14 protein-coding genes are annotated in these 17,218 nt (G+C 65.3%); 12 read left to right on the forward strand and 2 right to left on the reverse strand.

Translation table 11 applies throughout. The features are described 5' to 3' along the window. Window positions 1-228: 228 nt before the first annotated feature. The 4 genes from ACF8EF_RS11055 to ACF8EF_RS11070 all read left to right on the forward strand — a co-directional run bounded on the left by ACF8EF_RS11055 (window position 229) and on the right by ACF8EF_RS11070 (window position 5,090). The gene (locus ACF8EF_RS11055) at window positions 229-1,404 is read left to right on the forward strand and encodes a M20 aminoacylase family protein (RefSeq protein ID WP_060545162.1); all 1,176 of its coding nucleotides are present in this window, start codon (window positions 229-231) and stop codon (window positions 1,402-1,404) included. A gap of 83 nt (window positions 1,405-1,487) precedes the next feature. Further along, on the forward strand, window positions 1,488-2,798 hold the full coding sequence (locus ACF8EF_RS11060) for a citrate-proton symporter (RefSeq protein WP_339443211.1): 1,311 nt from the start codon (window positions 1,488-1,490) through the stop codon (window positions 2,796-2,798). After that, a complete protein-coding gene (locus tag ACF8EF_RS11065; protein WP_392461136.1) occupies window positions 2,795-4,252 on the forward strand; it encodes an amidase in 1,458 nt (485 codons plus the stop codon). Before ACF8EF_RS11060 ends, ACF8EF_RS11065 begins: the two co-directional genes overlap by 4 nt. Window positions 4,253-4,316: 64 nt before the next feature. Further along, window positions 4,317-5,090, forward strand: coding sequence for an IclR family transcriptional regulator (locus ACF8EF_RS11070; protein ID WP_004374195.1), 774 nt, complete (start codon window positions 4,317-4,319; stop codon window positions 5,088-5,090). Window positions 5,091-5,167: 77 nt separating this feature from the next. On the opposite strand, the gene ACF8EF_RS11075 is transcribed toward ACF8EF_RS11070, so the two are convergent. Beyond that, complete coding sequence (locus ACF8EF_RS11075) at window positions 5,168-6,040, reverse strand: helix-turn-helix domain-containing protein (protein ID WP_176684311.1); 873 nt, start codon at window positions 6,038-6,040, stop codon at window positions 5,168-5,170. Window positions 6,041-6,216: 176 nt separating this feature from the next. Between ACF8EF_RS11075 and ACF8EF_RS11080 the strand changes: the two genes are divergently transcribed. The 4 genes from ACF8EF_RS11080 to ACF8EF_RS11095 are packed head-to-tail and all read left to right on the forward strand — an operon-like array spanning window position 6,217 to window position 10,512. Then, window positions 6,217-7,044, forward strand: a complete 828-nt coding sequence (locus ACF8EF_RS11080; RefSeq protein WP_176684310.1) for an SDR family NAD(P)-dependent oxidoreductase — start codon at window positions 6,217-6,219, stop codon at window positions 7,042-7,044. Continuing rightward, the gene (locus ACF8EF_RS11085) at window positions 7,041-8,756 is read left to right on the forward strand and encodes an FAD-dependent oxidoreductase (protein ID WP_392461137.1); all 1,716 of its coding nucleotides are present in this window, start codon (window positions 7,041-7,043) and stop codon (window positions 8,754-8,756) included. Before ACF8EF_RS11080 ends, ACF8EF_RS11085 begins: the two co-directional genes overlap by 4 nt. Next, a complete protein-coding gene (locus ACF8EF_RS11090) occupies window positions 8,756-9,082 on the forward strand; it encodes an NIPSNAP family protein (protein WP_004374204.1) in 327 nt (108 codons plus the stop codon). Before ACF8EF_RS11085 ends, ACF8EF_RS11090 begins: the two co-directional genes overlap by 1 nt. A 44-nt stretch (window positions 9,083-9,126) precedes the next feature. Further along, window positions 9,127-10,512, forward strand: a complete 1,386-nt coding sequence (locus ACF8EF_RS11095) for an MFS transporter (RefSeq protein ID WP_176684308.1) — start codon at window positions 9,127-9,129, stop codon at window positions 10,510-10,512. Here ACF8EF_RS11095 and ACF8EF_RS11100 read toward each other — a convergent pair. Beyond that, window positions 10,509-11,192: an HAD family phosphatase gene (locus ACF8EF_RS11100; RefSeq protein ID WP_004374207.1), complete on the reverse strand. Its 684-nt coding sequence runs from the start codon at window positions 11,190-11,192 to the stop codon at window positions 10,509-10,511. The two genes, ACF8EF_RS11095 and ACF8EF_RS11100, sit on opposite strands and share 4 nt — an antisense overlap. Before the next feature lie 91 nt (window positions 11,193-11,283). On the opposite strand from ACF8EF_RS11100, the gene lexA reads away from it, so the two are divergent. The 4 genes from lexA to ACF8EF_RS11120 are packed head-to-tail and all read left to right on the forward strand — an operon-like array spanning window position 11,284 to window position 17,023. Further along, a complete protein-coding gene (gene lexA / locus ACF8EF_RS11105) occupies window positions 11,284-11,901 on the forward strand; it encodes a transcriptional repressor LexA (RefSeq protein WP_012052394.1) in 618 nt (205 codons plus the stop codon). Then, entirely contained in the window at window positions 11,901-12,521 is a 621-nt protein-coding gene (gene imuA, locus ACF8EF_RS11110) for a translesion DNA synthesis-associated protein ImuA (RefSeq protein WP_004374214.1), read from the forward strand. The genes lexA and imuA overlap by 1 nt, the downstream gene beginning before the upstream one ends. A gap of 6 nt (window positions 12,522-12,527) precedes the next feature. Further along, window positions 12,528-13,946, forward strand: coding sequence for a Y-family DNA polymerase (locus ACF8EF_RS11115; RefSeq protein ID WP_392461138.1), 1,419 nt, complete (start codon window positions 12,528-12,530; stop codon window positions 13,944-13,946). After that, complete coding sequence (locus ACF8EF_RS11120; RefSeq protein WP_392529092.1) at window positions 13,943-17,023, forward strand: error-prone DNA polymerase; 3,081 nt, start codon at window positions 13,943-13,945, stop codon at window positions 17,021-17,023. The genes ACF8EF_RS11115 and ACF8EF_RS11120 overlap by 4 nt, the downstream gene beginning before the upstream one ends. Window positions 17,024-17,218: the final 195 nt, after the last annotated feature.

Consider the following 17,218-nt stretch of genomic DNA (forward strand, 5'->3'; position numbering starts at 1 on the left):
CTGACCGCACTATTCAACGAAAACAACGCCACGTACAGCTTTACCTACGACTCCAACTCCACACCCATTCCGCTTTTCCCCCCGACTGGTTCCGCAGGGCGGAACCACATTCGTTTGTGATCCCGCGTCACTCGCGTTTATCTGTGAGCCAAGCACGACCTGCCTCACCTGTCGTGACCTGAAGGCGAACAACAAGAACGGGAAACCACCCGCGCGAGGAGACTCCACATGTCCCGACATCAGCATATCCAGGCCTGGCTCGCCGACGTGGCCAGCGACCTGCACGCGATCCGTCACGATATCCACGCTCACCCGGAACTGGGCTTTGAAGAAAGCCGCACCTCGGCATTGGTCGCCCGACTGCTGGAGGAATGGGGCTATGAAGTGCACACCGGTATCGGCAAGACCGGCGTGGTCGGCGTGCTGCGCAATGGCAGCAGCCCCCGCCGGCTGGGCCTGCGCGCCGACATGGACGCGTTGCCCATCCACGAAGCCACGGGTGCGGCATACAGCAGCCAGCACCCAGGCTGCATGCACGCCTGTGGTCATGACGGGCACACTACCATGCTGCTTGGCGCCGCGCGCTACCTGGCGGCAACCCGGCAGTTCGACGGCACGCTGACACTGATCTTCCAGCCGGCCGAGGAGGGCCAGGGCGGTGCCGAGGCGATGCTGGCCGACGGCCTGCTGGAGCGCTTCCCATGTGATGCGCTATTCGGCATGCACAACATGCCAGGGCTGCCGGCCGGACACCTGGGGTTTCGTGAAGGGCCGATGATGGCTTCGCAGGACCTGCTGACGGTGACCCTGGACGGGGTGGGTGGTCATGGCTCGATGCCGCACCTGACCGTCGACCCGCTGGTGGCGGCCGCCAGTGTGGTGATGGCGCTGCAAACCGTGGTGGCGCGCAATATCGATGCGCAGGAGGCAGCAGTGGTCACCGTCGGCGCATTGCAGGCCGGCGAAGCGGCCAACGTGATCCCGCAACAGGCGCTGTTGCGCCTTAGCCTGCGCGCACTGAACGCCGAGGTGCGGGCGCAGGCCCTTGAGCGGGTGCGGGCAATCATCGTCAGTCAGGCCGAGAGCTTTGGCTGCCGCGCCAGCATCGAGCACCGCCCGGCCTACCCGGTGCTGGTCAACCATGCCGCTGAAAACGCCTTTGCCACCCAGGTAGGGGTCGAGTTGCTGGGCGCCCAGGCTGTGGATGGCAACACCCGCAAGCTGATGGGCAGCGAAGACTTCGCCTGGATGCTGCAGCGCTGCCCGGGGGCCTACCTGTTCATCGGCAATGGTGTATCGCGGCCGATGGTGCACAACCCGGCCTACGACTTCAACGACGACATCCTGCTGACCGGCGCCGCCTACTGGGGCGCGCTGGCAGAGCGCTGGCTGGCACCTGCCTGATTGTCCCTTTTTGACCACTGCCGCTGGAACCCGGGCGCGACTGCGCCTGGGCGATCACCCAATCATTGTGTGGAGTGTTCCCTATGCAGACTTCGAGCACCGGCGTGTCGCGTACCCGGCAAGTGGTGGCCGCCGTTATCGGCAACGCCCTGGAATGGTATGACTTTATCGTGTATGGCTTTCTGGCCAGCATCATCGCCCGGCAGTTCTTCCCGTCCGACGACGAGTACGCCTCGCTGCTGATGGCCCTTGCCACCTTCGGCGTCGGGTTTTTCATGCGCCCGGTGGGCGGCGTGCTGCTGGGCATGTATTCCGACCGCAAGGGCCGCAAGGCGGCCATGCAGATGATCATCCGCCTGATGACCGTGTCCATCGCCATGATCGCCTTCGCGCCCGACTACCTGGCCATCGGCATGGCTGCGCCGCTGCTGATCGTGGTGGCGCGCATGCTGCAGGGCTTTGCCACCGGTGGTGAATACGCCAGCGCCACGGCATTTCTGGTGGAAAGCGCACCTGCCCACCGCAAGGGCCTGTATGGTTCGTGGCAATTGGTAGGGCAGTGCCTGGCGGTGTTTTCCGGGGCGGCAATGGTGGCGTTGGTTACCCACCTGTGCTCGCCTGAGGCGCTGGACAGCTGGGGCTGGCGCATCCCGTTCGTGCTGGGCCTGCTGATCGGGCCGGTCGGGCTGTGGATTCGCAAGCATATGGAGGAGCCTGAGGCGTTTGTCGAGGCGCGTCGCCATGCCAAGGGCCAGTCGCCCGGCCTGTGGCAGGTGCTGCGTGAACACCGGCGCAGCCTGCTGGTGTCGATGGGGTTGGCCTGCGGCGCGACGGTTTCGTTCTACGTGGTGCTGGTGAACATGCCGACCTTCGCCCACAAAAGCCTAGGCCTGCCGCTGGACCAGGTGCTGCTGGTGCAGATGCTCGCCGTGGGACTGATGACCCTCGTGATTCCGTTGTCCGGGGCGCTGTCTGACCGGCTGGGGCGGCGCCCGGTGCTGATGGCCTTCACCCTGGCGTTCTTCGTGATGGTCTACCCACTGTATGTGTGGATGGCCGCTGCGCCTTCCCTGGAGCGCCTGTTGGTCATGCAACTGCTGTTGTGCACGGCCATCGGTGGTTTCTTCGGCCCGGCACCTACTGCCCTGGCCGAACAGTTCCCGGTCCAGGTGCGTTCCACCGGCGTGTCGGTGGCCTACAACGTGGCGGTGATGGTGTTCGGTGGCTTTGCCCCGTTGATCGTGACCTGGCTCACCCAGGTGCTTGGCACCCCGGTGGCGCCGGCGTTCTATGTGCTGTTTGCCTGCCTGCTGACATTGCTGGGCACCTATTGCCTGAAAGAAGCACCGCGGGCAGTCAAACCTGCCGCCTTCAACCTTGGAGTAAAACCGTGAAGCCGCTAGCCATCGACCCCATTGTTGCCCTCGATGCCGAGGCACTGTCCCAGGCCATCCATGCCCGCCAGTTGTCATGCCGGGAGGTGATGCAGGCCTACCTGGGGCATATCGAGCGCTTCAATCGGCAGGTCAATGCACTGGTCTCGCTGCGCCCGGCCGAAGTGCTGCTGGCCGAGGCCGAGACGCGTGACCGCGAACTGGCCCGTGGCCACTCGCGCGGCTGGATGCATGGCATGCCGCAGGCAATCAAGGACCTCGCCGCCACGGCCGGGCTGCGTACCACGCTCGGCTCGCCGCTGTTTGCCGAGCAGGTACCCGAGCAGGATGCGATCAGCGTGGCGCGGGTGCGGGCGAGCGGGGCATTGATCATGGGCAAGAGCAATGTGCCCGAGTTTGGCCTGGGCTCGCAAAGCTACAACCCCTTGTTTGGCACTACCACCAACGCCTACGACCCGTCGCGGGTGGCGGGTGGCAGCAGCGGTGGGGCTGCAGCGGCGCTGGCCATGCGCTTGCTGCCGGTGGCCGACGGCAGCGACATGATGGGCTCGCTGCGCAACCCGGCGGCGTTCAATAACCTGTTCGGCCTGCGCCCATCGCAGGGCCGCGTGCCGCATGGGCCGGCACCCGAGCTGTTCGTGCAGCAGCTGGCCACAGAAGGGCCGATGGGCCGCAGTGTGGTCGACGTGGCGCGGCTGCTGTCGATACAGGCGGGTGTTGATGCCCGGGCGCCGCTGTCGCTAAGCGAAGGCCGGCGCGATTTTGCCGTTGGCTTGCCGCGCGATTTTCGCGGTGTACGGGTGGGCTGGCTGGGCGACTACAACGGCTATCTGCCGATGGATGACGGGGTAATGAGCCTGTGCGAGTCGGCGCTGGCCGACTTTGCCGAACTGGGCTGCCGGGTCGAGGCCTGCCAGCCGGCATTCGACCTGGCGCGCTTGTGGCAATGCTGGCTGACCCACCGCCACTTCCTGGTGCATGGCAACCTCAGCGCAGCCTATGCCGACCCCGGCAAGCGCGCATTGCTCAAGCCCGAAGCACAGTGGGAGGTGGAAGGTGGCTTGCAGCTGAGTGCGGCGGCGCTGTACCAGGCTTCGTTGGACCGCAGTGACTGGTACCGCGCCATGGGCAAGCTGTTCGAGCGTTACGACTTTCTGCTGTTGCCCTCGGCTCAGGTGTTCCCTTTCGATGCACGCCAGCCATGGCCAACGGTGGTCGGGGGGCGGCCAATGGACACCTACCACCGCTGGATGGAAGTGGTGATCGGGCCGACCCTGGCCGGCTTGCCGAGCATCAGCGTGCCGGTGGGGTTCAATGCCGCCGGGTTGCCCATGGGCCTGCAAATCATAGGCCCGGCGCAGGCCGACCATGCCGTGCTGCAGCTGGCGTATGCCCATGAACAGCTCACCCGCTGGGTGGTGCGCTGCCCGCCACAACGGCTGCTTGCTCCATGAAAGCACGGGCAGGCGCGGATCTTGCTGGCTATCCTGACCATCCCGCTACAAGGAGGTCATACCCATGGGCATCACGGCAGACAGCGGCGGCGTGCGTTCAGTGGAGCGGGCGCTGGCCATCGTCGACCTGCTGGGCGAACACCAGGCGTTGGGCCTGGAAGAACTGCACTACCTGACGGCGCTGCCCAAGGCCACGGTGTCGCGCATGATCGCCACCTTGCAGGCGCAAGGCTGGGTGTACCGCGGCCTTGCCGACCGGCGCTACCGGCTGTGCGCGCGACGCCTGTTCGGTGACCGCCAGTTGCGTTTCAAGCGGCGTCTGGTGGAAAGCGCAGCGCCCATGCTGCTGGAGCTGAGTGAGCGCACCGGGCTGGTCGCTGACCTGTCGTGTTTCGACGGCCAGCGGCTGGAGGTGATGGAAAGCGCCATTCCCCAGGTGCTGCGCAAGCGCTATCCGCACACCAGTCAGATTGTTGGGCAGCATGCCAGCCTGTTTCATTCGGCAATGGGGCGGGCGTGCCTGGGGGAGCTGGCGGTGGACGAAGTGCAGCGCCTGGCGGCCCATGAGCGGCTGGGTGACGACGGGCTGTTGCGCGATATCGAAGAGCAAGCGCACAAGGGCTTTGGTCAGCGCACCGAAGGCTACTGGGAATACCCGGTGCGCCTGCCGTTCCTGATCCGCGCCATTGCCTTGCCGGTACATGCCGAAGGGCGCCTGGTCGGCAGCATTGCCTTGCAATGGCCGCTGGATCAGGCGCCGGTGGAGCGGGTGTCGAGCCTGCACCTGAGCAGCTTGGCGACCACTGTGGGGGAAGTGCAGCGGGCCTTGGCTGTTTGATGTTTCCTGCACGGGTTTCTTCGCGGGCAAGCCACAGACGCGTGCATTGCCAGTACCGCCCACAGAACCTGCGGGCGTTACTGGCCCTCCCGAAATCCGCTAGGGCTCACCCCCGCCTGCTTGCGAAAGAACCGGCTGAAATACCCCACATCGGCAAACCCCAGTTCATGAGCGATCTCTTTCACGCTCAGGCTCGAATGCCCGAGCATGCGCTTGGCCTCCAGCACCAGTCGGGCATTGATCACATTCATCGGCGTCATGCCCAGGTGTTCCTGGCACAACCGCCCCAACGTCACCAGGGTCATGCCCAACTCGGCGGCGTATTCCGCCAGTGGCCAGTGCGCGCGGTAGTGCATGTCTACCAGTTCGCGAAAAGCAGTCAGTTGCTGGCTGCGTCTTGATACTGGGCGCTGCTCACCTGCGGGTATGTGCGGCTCATGGCGCAGGACATGGATCATCAGTGCCAGCAATAGCGCCATGCTGCTGGCCACATGCTCGCGGGCGCGGTTGTGGTATTCCTCGCGCAGGGCCCGAAACAGGGGCAACAACGGGTCTTCATCGGCGGCCCAGTGGGGCAGGGCAATCACCTGTGGTTTGCGCAGTTGCACCAGCACGTTGGGTGCCAGCACCTGAGCGATGCTATCCAGTGGGTGCTGCGCAGCCGTGATTACCTGGCCTTCTACCTGGCTGGCCCAATGAAAACCATGCACCACCTGCGCCGGGACGTACACCACGCAGGGCGCATGAACCTGAAACCGGTCACTGTCGAACAGCACCTCGCCGCCACCGCTTTGCAGGTACAACAGCTGCAGCAAGCCTTCGTGACGGTGTGCGGCAATCTCCCAGTTGTGCGCGCCAGAGCGCTGGGATATCTGCTCCACATGCAAGGCTTCGTGCCACACCGGCTGCGCGGTTTCACCGTACAGGGCGTAATTGGGGATCTTGTTCATGGTGTTGTAATTGTTCTGTTCACTGCCCGCTACTGTGCCATAGCTGCACGCAGGCTTCAGGGCGCAGTGGGCAAATTGACGGGAATGTGGGGCTGGTTGCAGGTTTTGTCCATTCTGCCGGTGGGCCTGCCGGCCATAGCCTGTTGCCCAGAACAAGCAACGCTCTGGAGAACAGCATGCACAACAACAAGATCTTTTCTCAGTGGCTAGGCCTGGAGTCGGCCGTATGCGTGGTGACCGGCGCGGCCGGCGGCATTGGCGCAGCGTTGGCCGCGGCCTTGGTGGAGCAGCAGGCCCACGTGGTGCTGCTTGACCGCGACCTGGACAAATGCCGCGAACTGGCGGCCACCCTGGGGGAACACAGTGCAGGCGAAGTCAGTGCCCTGGCCTGCGACATTGCCGACCCGGCCAGCGTGGAGCAGGCTGCGGCCCAGGTACAGGCGCTGCATGGGCGCTGCGATGTACTGGTCAACAATGCCAGCGTGCTGCGCCCCGGCGCGCTGGACACGCTAAGCCTGGAACAATGGAACCAGGTACTGGCGGTCAACCTCAGTGGCTACCTTTTGTGTGCCCAGGCCTTTGGCCGTTCCATGCTGGACTGCGGCCAGGGCCGTATCGTGCATGTGGCCTCGATTGCAGCACATTACCCGCAACCCAACAGTGGCGCCTACAGCGCGGCGAAGGCAGGCGTCAGCATGTTGTCGCGGCAGATTGCCGTGGAATGGGGGCCACGCGGTGTGCGCAGCAACGCCGTATGCCCGGGTTTGATCCGCACGCCATTGTCGGCTGCGTTCTATGCCGACCCACAGGTGGAGCGCCGGCGTAGCGCCATGACCGCCAACCAGCGCATCGGTGAACCGCAAGACATCGCCGAAGCCGTGCTGTTTCTGGCCAGCCGCCGCGCCGACTATATCAACGGCGCCGAGCTGACCGTGGATGGCGGACTGGAAAGCATGCCCATGGCATTGATCCCGCGCCCTGGCTTCGAGGGTGCAGGCCAATGAATACGCGTAGCTGCGATGTACTGGTCATCGGTGCGGGTGCTGGCGGCCTGGCGACAGCCATCACGGCGAAAAAGCTTGGCCTGGATGTGATCGTCATCGAAAAGGAGGAGTGCTTCGGCGGCACCACGGCGTTTTCCGGCGGCGTATTGTGGGTGCCGGGCACCCGGCACGGGGGCAATGACAGCCAAGCAGCGGCCATGACCTACCTGCGCAACGAAACCGGTGTCTGCTTCGATGCGGCCGGGGTGGAGGCATTCTTGCGCTACGCGCCGCAGATGGTTGAGTTTTTCGAGCGCGAGACGGCAGTCAAGTTCGTGCCCACGCTGTACCCCGATTATCACCCGCAGGTGGAAGGCGGCGTCGATGTGGGCCGCTCGATACTGGCCGCACCTTACGACATCCGTGGTTTGGGGCCCGACATGGCGCGGCTGCGCCCGCCGCTGAAGACCATCACCTTCATCGGCATGATGTTCAATTCGTCGAATGCCGACCTCAAGCACTTCTTCAATGTCACCCGTTCGTTGACCTCGTTCGCCTACGTGGCCAAACGCCTGCTGACCCATTTGAAGGAGCTGGCCTTGTACCGACGCGGCACCCAGGTCACCAGTGGCAATGCCCTGGCGGCACGGCTGGTACGCTCGGCACTGGACCTGGGCATTCCGATTCTCACAGGCACCCCGGCGCGGCAGTTGCTGCGCGAAGGGGCGCGGGTAGTAGGGGCGGTGACCGGGCAGGCCGGCAGCGAGCAGCGCATCGAGGCCCGACGCGGGGTGGTGCTGGCCTGTGGCGGTTTCTCCCATGACCTGCAACGGCTGCGCCAGGCCTACCCGCATGTACGGCGTGGCGGCGAGCATTTTTCACCGGTGCCAGCGGGCAACACCGGCGATGGTGCGCGCATGGCCGAGGCGCTGGGAGCAAAGGTCGATATCTGCCTGCAGGCACCTGCAGCCTGGATGCCGGTATCGAAGGTGCCGGTGGGTGGTGGGCGGCATATTGCCTTTCCGCATTTGCTCGACCGCTACAAGCCGGGTGTGATCGGCGTGCTGCGTTCGGGGCAGCGATTCACCAACGAGTCGAATGCCTACCACGACGTAGGCGCAGCGCTGATCGAGGCGTGTTCCGACCAGGCAGAAACCGCCATGTGGCTGGTGTGCGACCGCCGCACCCTGGCCAAGTACGGGCTTGGCTTTGCCAAGCCTGCGCCGATGCCGTTGGGGCCATTGCTGCGCAACGGTTACCTGCTCAAGGGCCAGACCCTGGCGGAGTTGGCCGGCAAGGCCGGTATCGATGCGCAAGGGCTGGAGCAGACTGTGCGCGAGTACAACCTTGGGGCCGTCCACGGCGAAGACCGTCAGTTCGGCCGCGGCAGCACCAGCTTCAATCGCTACCTGGCCGACCCGCAGCAACAACCCAACCCGTGCGTAGCGCCGGTTGGCGAGGGACCGTACTTTGCCGTGAAAGTCATCATGGGCGATCTGGGCACTTTCGACGGGCTGCGCACCCGTGTGACCGGTGAAGTGTTGGCGGCCGACGGGCAAGTCATCGACGGCCTGTATGCGGTGGGTAACGACCGCGCCAGCATCATGGGCGGCAACTATCCCGGGGCGGGCATCACCCTGGGGCCGATCATGACCTTTGCCTACATCACCGGGCGCCATCTGGCGGGTGTCGAGCAGGGGCTGGCGGCGGGCAACGCACGGGAGGTGGCGTGATGGACAAGCCTGTGGTCGACCACCGCATCTACACCATTCGCCCGCGCGGCATGGCGGCCTTTCTCGAGGCGTTCGACCAGCTGGCGATGCCGATCCTGCTGCGCCACCTCGGTGCACCCCTGGCGTTTTACACCAGCAGCATCGGGCCGTTGAACCAGGTGGTGCACTTGTGGGGCTATGACAGCCTCGATGACTTCGAGAAGCGCAGCGCAGCGCGGGATGCCGACCCGGACTTTGCCGCGTACCTGCATGCCACCCGCGACCTGGTGGTGGCTCAGGAAACACGCATCATAAGGCCTGTGCGCTTACCCAGCCTTTTCCACTAGGGCTGCGACAAACACCGTCATAAAAACAACAACAGGTGATACCTATGAACAACACACTCGACGTGCGCCAACTGATCGACCAGCAACCCATCGGCCGTTACCAGAAATGGGTAGTGTTCCTCGGCTTTCTCATCATCGCCCTGGACGGCCTGGACGTCGCCATCATCGGCTTCATTGCCCCGCAATTGAAAAGCGATTGGGGCCTGGATGCGCAAAGTCTGGGCCCGGTATTGAGCGCCGCGTTGATCGGCCTGGCACTTGGCGCCTTGATTGCCGGCCCCTTGGCGGACCGTTACGGGCGCAAGGCGGTGTTGCTGTGCAGCGTGCTGCTGTTCGGCCTCTGGACACTGGCCTCGGCCTTTTCACCCAACCTGGAAGCCCTGGTCGCGTTGCGCTTTTTGACCGGCCTGGGCCTGGGCGCAGCCATGCCCAATGCCAGCACCCTGGTCAGCGAGTATGCCCCGGCACGCAGCCGCTCGCTGCTCATTACCCTGGCATTCTGCGGGTTCTCCCTGGGCGCGGCAGCAGGTGGCTTCGTCAGCGCCTGGATGATTCCGAACCTGGGCTGGCGCAGTGTCTTGGCATTGGGTGGGGTGTTGCCGCTAATGGTCCTGCCGTTGCTGTATTGGCGCCTGCCGGAATCGGTGACGTTCCTGGTCAGCAAAGGGGCGGACCGCAAGCGCATTCTGGCCATTGTCCGTCGCCTGGCACCTGAGCATGTCAACGCCGACACGACCTTTGTCTTGCCCGGTAAAGCCCAGGCTGCAGGCGGTGCAATCGGCACCATCCTCTCAGCGCGGTATCGCTTTGGTACCTGCATGCTCTGGGGCGGGTACGTGCTGGCGCTGTTCCTGGTCTATCTGTTCAGCGGCTGGTTGCCGACGCTGGTAAAGGAGGGGGGCGGGTTTTCGGTGGCCGAAGCGGCCATCGTCACCGCCTGTTTCCAGATTGGCGGCCCGTTGGGGGCAATTTCGGTGGGTTGGGCCATGGATCGCTACCCGGCGCAGCGCGTGCTGGTACTGACCTTCCTGTTCAGTGGTGTGGTGATTTTTGCAATTGGTCAGGTCGCTGCGGACTTCGCCTGGTTGTGTGCGGTTGCGAGCGCTGTGGGCTTTGGCCTTAATGGGGCAAGTGTTGGCATGAATGCACTGGCGGCGGCTTTTTACCCGACTGAAGCACGGGCGACCGGCGCCAGCTGGATGAGCGGCATCGGGCGCCTGGGTGCGATTCTCAGTGCCTTTGCCGGGGCTCAGATGCTGGCACTGGGCTGGAGTTTTGCCCAGGTGTTCGCTTCGTTGTTGCTACCCGCAGGGTTGGCGGCTTTGGCGGTATGGCTGCAGGGGCGAAATGCGGCGTCACGGCTTAGCGTTCCAGGCTGTACAGCCGGCACCCCGGCTGCAGCGCCAGCAGGTTCGGCTCCCACTCCCTAGCCTTCGGGAACACAGCCCCTATCTGAAGCCATACGCTCGATCAACGCCCACAACGCCGCATCATTGAAATCGTCGACAACCAGCCTGGCGCCCGCCGCCAGCAACCGCTCCGGGGTCTGCGTCGTGGCCACGCCCACGGTAAAGATCCCCGCGCCACTGGCCGCGGCCGTCCCCGGCAATGAGTCCTCGAAGGCCAGCGCTTGCCCGGCCTCGGCACCCAGCCGCTGCAGGCCGGTGAGGTAGGGCAGCGGGTCCGGTTTGGGCCGTGCCAGCTCTTCGGCCACCAGCACATGTTCAAAGTGCTGGCCAAGGCCCATGGCGTTCAGCATGTGCTCGGCGTTCAGCCGCGGTGCGTTGGTCACCACACACATGCCGATGTCATGGGCCTGGGCATGCTCCAGCAGGCGCAACAGGCCCGGCATCGGTTCAAGCGACGGCGACATCGCGCGGAACAGCGCTTCCTTGCGGTCGGCCAACGCCTGGCACTGTTCGACACTGGCGCCGCTGAACAGCTCGGCGAACAGCTCGCCGTTGGCGCGGCCGCTGACCTGGGCATCGAACTGCGCCTGGCTCAGCTCGCGGCCGTCGTGTTCACGCAGCAGTTGGCGAAAGGCCTGCAGGTGCAGGGTGTCAGTGTCGGTGAGGGTACCGTCAAGGTCGAACAGCAGGGCGGTCAGCATGGGATATCCAGATGAAAAAACACAAGCCAGGGGATCATAACCAAAGCTGACGACGAAGGGGGCTGTTCAGCGTGCTCCGAAAAGAGTACAAATGTGCTCCATGGACACTCTTACCCCCAAACGCCGCGCCATTTTCGAATTCATCCGTGAGCGCATTGCCGAGCATGGTCAGCCGCCGAGCCTGGCCGATATCGCCACGCGCTTCGGTTTTGCCTCGCGCAGCGTTGCGCGCAAGCACATCACCGCCCTGTGCCAGGCCGGTTACATCGATGTCACGCCAAACCAGGCGCGGGGCATACGCCTGGCCGAACCGCTGCGCCGGCCAGAAATCCTCGAAATACCCGTGCTGGGCCAGGTGGCGGCGGGTGCCCCCATCGGCCCGGACCTGGACATCCACGAGCAGTTGCTGCTCGACCCCAGCCTGTTCCGCCGTACCCCCGACTACCTGCTGAAGGTGCGGGGCGACTCGATGATCGACGACGGCATCTTTGACGGTGACCTGGTCGGCATCCTGCAACAGGCCGACGCCCGCGACGGGCAAATCGTGGTTGCGCGCCTGGACGGCGAAGTGACCATCAAGCGCCTGCAACGCCAAGGCGGCACTTACCGGCTGTTGCCACGCAACCCGGCCTATGCGCCGATCGATGTGCAGCCCGAACAGGACTTTTTCATCGAAGGCGTGTTCTGCGGCTTGCTGAGGCGCGACTGATGGGCGCCGTGGTCGACCTCGACAGGCTGCTGGAGCAGCGCCGGGTATGGCGCGGCCGGCAGGCCCAGGCGCGGCCACTCGGGCTGCAGCCCACCGGCCATGCGGCCCTCGACGAACGTTTGCCGGAAGGTGGCTGGCCGGCGGCAGCACTGAGCGAGCTGTTGCTGGCCAACCCCGGCTGTGGCGAATTGCAGTTGCTGTGGCCAACCCTGGCCCGGCTGAGTGCAGAAGCCAGCAGAGTGGTGCTGGTGGCTCCACCCTTCATCCCTTTTGCACCGGCCTGGCAGGCAGCGGGGGTGGACCTGCGCTGGCTGGTACAGGTGGATGCCGAGCCTGCCGATGCCCTGTGGGCTGCCGAACAGTGCCTGCGCTCGGGCAGTTGCGCGGCGGTGCTGTGCTGGCCGGAACGTGCCGATGACCGCGCCCTGCGGCGCTTGCAGGTAGCGGCCGAAACCGGGCAGGCACTGGCGTTCGCCTGCAGGCCGCAGCAGGCGTCGCACAACCCTTCACCCGCAGCGCTGCGCATTGCAGTCGACACACGCCCGGCGCAATGGCGCGTGCTGAAAAGCCGGGGTGGCATGCCTCCAGCGTTGCCAATACCCTGCCCGGGGCGGGGCTGATGCACCATGCTCTGGGCCTGCATCCTGCTCCCGCAGCTTGCGCTGGACACCGTCCTGCGTGAGCGTGACGACCCTGACACGCCTTTGGTGCTGATTGGCGGGCCGACCCAGCGTCGCCTGTTGCAGGCAGTCAACCCGGCGGCCGCTGCACTTGGCCTGCGGGCCGGGCAAACCCTGACCGCAGCGCGTGCCTTGGCCGATGGCTTTACCTGTGTCGAAGCCGACCCCAAACGCATCGATCAGGTGCAACAGCTGCTGGCGGCCTGGGCCTACCGCTTCAGTGCCCAGGTCAGCCTGCATTACCCACGGGCGCTGCTGCTGGAAGTGGGCTCCAGCCTGCAACTGTTCGGGCCCTGGCCTTTGTTCGAGGCGCGTCTGCGTCAGGAATTGGCAGAACTCGGCCTGCGCCAACGCATTGTCCTGGCCAGCAACCCGGTGGCTGCTCGCATGCTCGCCAATGGCCACGATGGCCTGGCCGTGGGCGATGTCGACGCCACCCGAGCGGCGCTGCTTGGCATGCCCATCACGCGCGTCGGCCTGCCGGCAGAGGCGGCCGAAGCGTTTGCCCGCATGGGCTTGCACCAGCTGGGCCAGGTATTGGCCTTGCCGCGCGATACCTTGGCCAGGCGCTTTGCGGCCCAGGTGCAGCTGCACCTCGACCAGTTGCTCGGCCTGCGCAACCTGGGGCTGGACTTCTACCAGCCACCGGACCGTTTCGAAACCCGGCTGGAACTCAATTTCGACGTCGAGTCGCACCAGGCGCTGTTGTTCCCGCTGCGGCGCATGCTCAACGACCTTGCTGCATTTCTGGCCGGGCGAGACTGTGGCGTGCAGCGCTTCCGCCTGCATCTGGAGCACGCCGAGGGGCCGGATACCCTGCTCAAGGTGGGCCTGCTGGCGGCCGAACGCGATGCTGCGATGCTGTTCGAGCTGGCCCGCGCGCGCCTTGAGCCGCTGCGCATACCCGCACCGGTGCGCAACCTGCGGCTGGTTGCCGAAGACTTGCCACCCTTCGTGCCACAGCATCAGGCGTTGTTCGACCCGCGGGCGCAACAGGCGCAACCCTGGGCGCAATTGCGTGAGCGGTTGCGCGCCCGCCTGGGGGATGAGGCCGTCAAGGGGCTTGGCGCAGCCGCCGATCACCGCCCCGAATGCGCCTGGCAGTTGGCGGAGCAGGGGGCCCAAGGCAACATGCCCGTTGCACCGGGCAGCCGCCCGGGATGGCTGTTGTCGGCACCGATCGCGCTGGATGACGCCGCCTACCAGGTGCAGGGCTACGCCGAACGCATCGAATCAGGTTGGTGGGATGGCGGCGATGTGCGTCGCGACTACTACCGCATCGAAACCCGTGACGGCCTGCGCGGCTGGGCCTACCGCGACCTGAGCCAGGCCGGCCCGCTTTGGCTGCAGGGGTGGTTCGCATGAACACCCCGGGTTATGCCGAGCTGCATTGCCTTTCCAACTTCAGCTTCCAGCGCGGTGCATCGAGCGCCGACGAGCTGTTCCGGCGTGCGCGCGAGCAGAGCTACCAGGCCTTGGCAATCACTGACGAATGTACGTTGGCCGGTATCGTGCGCGCCTGGCAGGCAGCCAAGGTGCACCAGTTGCGGCTGATCGTTGGCAGCGAGGTGCAATTGTGCGACGGGCCCAAGCTGGTGCTGCTGGTCGAGAACCTGACCGGCTACCAGAACCTGTGCGCCCTGATCACCCGTGCCCGGCGGCGGGCAGAGAAGGGTGCGTACCAGCTGTTTCGTGATGACTTGCTGCTGCACCATCAAGGCCTGCTGGCCTTGTGGGTGGCCGCTGACAGTGGCGATACCGCTACCGGCGCGTGGCTGCGCAGTGTGTTTGCTGAGCGCCTGTGGCTGGCCGTGCACCTGCACCGGGGCAGTGACGATGCCATGCGCCTGCAACGGTTGCGGGCACTGGCGGCTGATGTGGGTATCCGCGCCGTGGCCTGTGGCGACGTGCACATGCACGTGCGTGGCCGCCGTGCCTTGCAGGACTGCATGACTGCCATCCGCCAGCATTGCCAGGTGAGCGAGGCCGGGCGCTTTCTGTTTGCCAATGGCGAACGGCACCTGCGCAGCCAGGCGCAACTGGCCGAGCTGTATCCGCTCGACCTGCTGGCCGAGACCCTGGTCATTGCCCGGCGCTGCCAGTTTGACCTGAGCGAACTGAGCTACCAGTACCCACGCGAACTGGTGCCCGAGGGGCATACCCCGGCAAGCTGGCTGCGCGAATTATGCGAGCAAGGCATGCCGCTGCGCTGGCCAGACGGGCCCAGTGGCAAGGTGCGGGATGTGCTTGCCAAGGAACTGGGGCTGATCGAAGAGCTGGGCTACGAAAGCTACTTCCTGACAGTGCACGACATTGTCGCCTTCGCCCGCAGCCAGCGCATTCTATGCCAGGGCCGGGGGTCGGCAGCCAACTCGGTGGTGTGCTTCGTGCTGGGCATCACCGAGCTTGACCCCATGAAACACCACCTGCTGTTCGAGCGCTTCCTGTCGCGCGAGCGCAACGAGCCGCCGGACATCGACGTGGACTTCGAACACGACCGGCGCGAGGAGGTGATCCAGTATGTGTTCCGTCGCTATGGCCGGCACCGGGCGGCGCTCACTGCGGTAGTCAACACCTACCATGCCGCCGGTGCGGTGCGGGATGTGGCGCGGGTGCTGGGGCTACCCGCCGACCAGGTGGATGCCCTGGCCAAATGTTGTGGCCGCTGGAGCGATCGCATACCCGATGACCAGCGCCTGGCCGAAGCCGGTTTCGAAGCGGGCAGCCCTTCGCTACGGCGGGTGCTGGTGCTGGCCGGCGAACTGATCGGCTTCCCTCGGCACCTGTCACAGCACCCGGGCGGTTTTGTCATCTCCCAGCAACCGCTCGACCAGCTGGTGCCGGTGGAGAATGCCGCGATGCCGGAGCGCACGGTGATCCAGTGGGACAAGGATGACCTGGACATGGTCGGCCTGCTCAAGGTCGACGTACTGGCGTTGGGCATGCTCAGCGCCTTGCGCCGCTGCTTCGACCTGCTGCAACACCACCGTGGCCGGCACCTGACCCTGGCGACCATCCCCAGCGAAGATCCGGCCACCTACGCCATGATCAGCCGTGCCGAGACCATGGGCGTGTTCCAGATCGAGTCACGCGCGCAAATGGCCATGTTGCCGCGGCTGCGGCCCCAAAAGTTCTACGACCTGGTCATCGAGGTCGCCATCGTCCGCCCCGGGCCGATTCAGGGTGACATGGTGCACCCGTACCTGCGCCGGCGCCTGAAGCAGGAGCCGGTGACGTATCCGTCGCCGCAACTGAAGGAAGTGTTCGAACGTACCTTGGGCGTGCCGCTGTTCCAGGAGCAGGTGATGGAACTGGCGATGGTCGCGGCCGACTATACCCCGGGCGAGGCCGACCAGTTGCGTCGCAGCATGGCCGCCTGGAAGCGCCACGGCGGCCTGGAGCCGCATCGCGAACGGCTGGTGCAGGGCATGTTGCGCAATGGTTACACGCTGGCGTTTGCCGAACGCATCTTCGAGCAGATCAAGGGGTTTGGCAGTTATGGGTTCCCTGAGTCCCATGCGGCCAGCTTTGCCTTGCTGTGCTATGCCAGCAGTTGGCTGAAGTGCCATGAGCCGGCGATTTTCACCTGTGCGTTGGTCAACAGTTGGCCGATGGGCTTCTACAGCCCTGATCAGCTGCTGCAAGAGGCTCGCCGCCAAGGTATCGAGGTACGGCCGGTTGATGTCTGCCACAGCGACTGGGACTGCACCCTGGAGCCTGATGCTGAAGGCACCCTGGCCATTCGCATGGGCCTGCGGCTGGTGCGTGGCCTGGCCGAAGCCGATGCCTGGCGCGTGCAGCAGGCGAGGGCGCAGCGGCCGTGGCGCAACGTCGAAGACCTGTGCCTGCGCGCCGGCCTGGACGCTCGGGCCCGTGCCCGCCTGGCTGATGGCGGGGCGCTGCGCGCCTTGGCCAGCGATCGGCATCAGGCGCGCTGGCAGGTGGCGGCGGTGCAGCCGCAGCTGCCGTTGTTCGCTGATGTGCAGGCCTTGCCTGAAGAAACGGTGCAATTGCCCGTGCCAACCGTGGGCGAGGACCTGATGGCCGATTATCAAACCCTCGGCACTACGCTTGGCCCACATCCACTGGCCCTGTTGCGCGCTCGTCTGAGGGCACTGGGGTGTCGCAGCTCCAGTGAATTACAGGGTGTGGAGCATGGCGACAACATTGCTGTGGCCGGGCTGGTGGTGGGCCGGCAACGGCCTCAAACCGCCAGCGGTGTGACCTTCGTTACCCTGGAGGACGAACATGGCATGGTCAACGTGGTGGTGTGGCGTGCGCTGGCCGAACGGCAGCGGCGGGCGCTGGTGGGTTCGCAGTTGCTCAAGGTCAGTGGGCGGCTGGAGCAGGAGAATGGGGTGCGGCACCTGATTGCGCGGCGGTTGGAGGATGTGAGTCCGCTGTTGCAAGGGCTGGATGTGCGCAGTCGGGATTTCCTTTGAAACCCCAACGCTCGGTACTTGCGCGGTTCCTTGTGGTAGCGGGCGAGCCCGCGAAGCAGGCACCGCGTTGCATGGCACCGGCCTTGCCGGTGTTCGCGGGCATGCCCTTTCCACATTGACCGCCTGCAACCTTGAGCCTGCCCCAACCATTCATCGGCCACGGTGCGTTATACCTTGGTCGACGGCCACGTTTGC

Origin of the sequence: Pseudomonas sp. zjy_15, assembly GCF_043101865.1 — a bacterium.
Lineage (GTDB): Bacteria > Pseudomonadota > Gammaproteobacteria > Pseudomonadales > Pseudomonadaceae > Aquipseudomonas > Aquipseudomonas putida_Y.